Raw genomic sequence first — 917 nt, forward strand, 5'->3', positions numbered from 1 at the left:
TCGCATGGATGGTGCCTTTCTCCCCAAAGACAACGCCATCGATTCTCCCATCTACTTCATCGAGGTTCAATTCAAAAAAGACCTAGAAATTTACGCACGCCTGCTTTCTGAAATCTTCATTTTCCTACGTCGCCACCATCCCCAACAACTGTGGCAAGCAGTCGTCATCTATCCCAGCCGCAACCAAGACTTCACCCAAAGGGAAGCACAACCCTATACTCCCATACTCAACTCTGAGCTGATACAACGAGTCTACCTCAACGAACTAGAAATTCCCAGCAATAGCTCTTTGGGATTGGAGATTGTAAAATTGATGGTAGAAGGTAACACACAAGTGCCATCAACAGTGTCTCGTCTGGTCAATCGCGTTCAGACGGAATCTACCAGCCAGCTAGAGAGGCAGAAAATTCTTGATTTTATAGAAACAGTCGTTCTGTATAAATTACCCAATTTAAGCAAGGAGGAATTAGCCACCATGTTTGCCACCGACGATTTAAGGAAAACTCGTTTTGCGCAGGAAATGAAAGCTGAAGCCACGTTAGAGACGAAAAAAGAAGTAATTTTGAATTTGTTAAATCGTGATTTCCCGTTATCAGAAATTGCTGAGGTAGTCAATTTAACTGTAGAAGAAGTCCAACAAATTATCGCACAACAGACCAACAATTCGGAATAACTATCGTTTGGTTTCATTTTTTAATCGACGCAGGGAGACACAGCTTACTTGATAAGGCTTTGTCTCCTTTTCTATTTTTTTTACCGGTTCAACTTCTGTAAACGCGATCGCTTATAGAGATACTAGCAAAAAAGAAGCGATCGCGCCCCCATCAAAATTCGTTCCAACCAATCCCATGAAAACCGACCATTTATTTTACCAATTATTCCAACAATTCCCCGAAAGTTTCTTTGAAATGATTGGT

At 41.5% G+C, this 917-nt stretch carries 1 protein-coding gene; it reads left to right on the forward strand.

Annotation, left to right across the window (positions count from 1 at the left end; all coding sequences use genetic code 11):
* Positions 1–673: Rpn family recombination-promoting nuclease/putative transposase (locus tag AS151_RS20295; protein ID WP_071518886.1), on the forward strand; the 673-nt coding region annotated here is incomplete at its 5' end.
* Positions 674–917: the final 244 nt, after the last annotated feature.

This window comes from Geitlerinema sp. PCC 9228 (genome assembly GCF_001870905.1).
Lineage (GTDB): Bacteria > Cyanobacteriota > Cyanobacteriia > Cyanobacteriales > PCC-9228 > PCC-9228.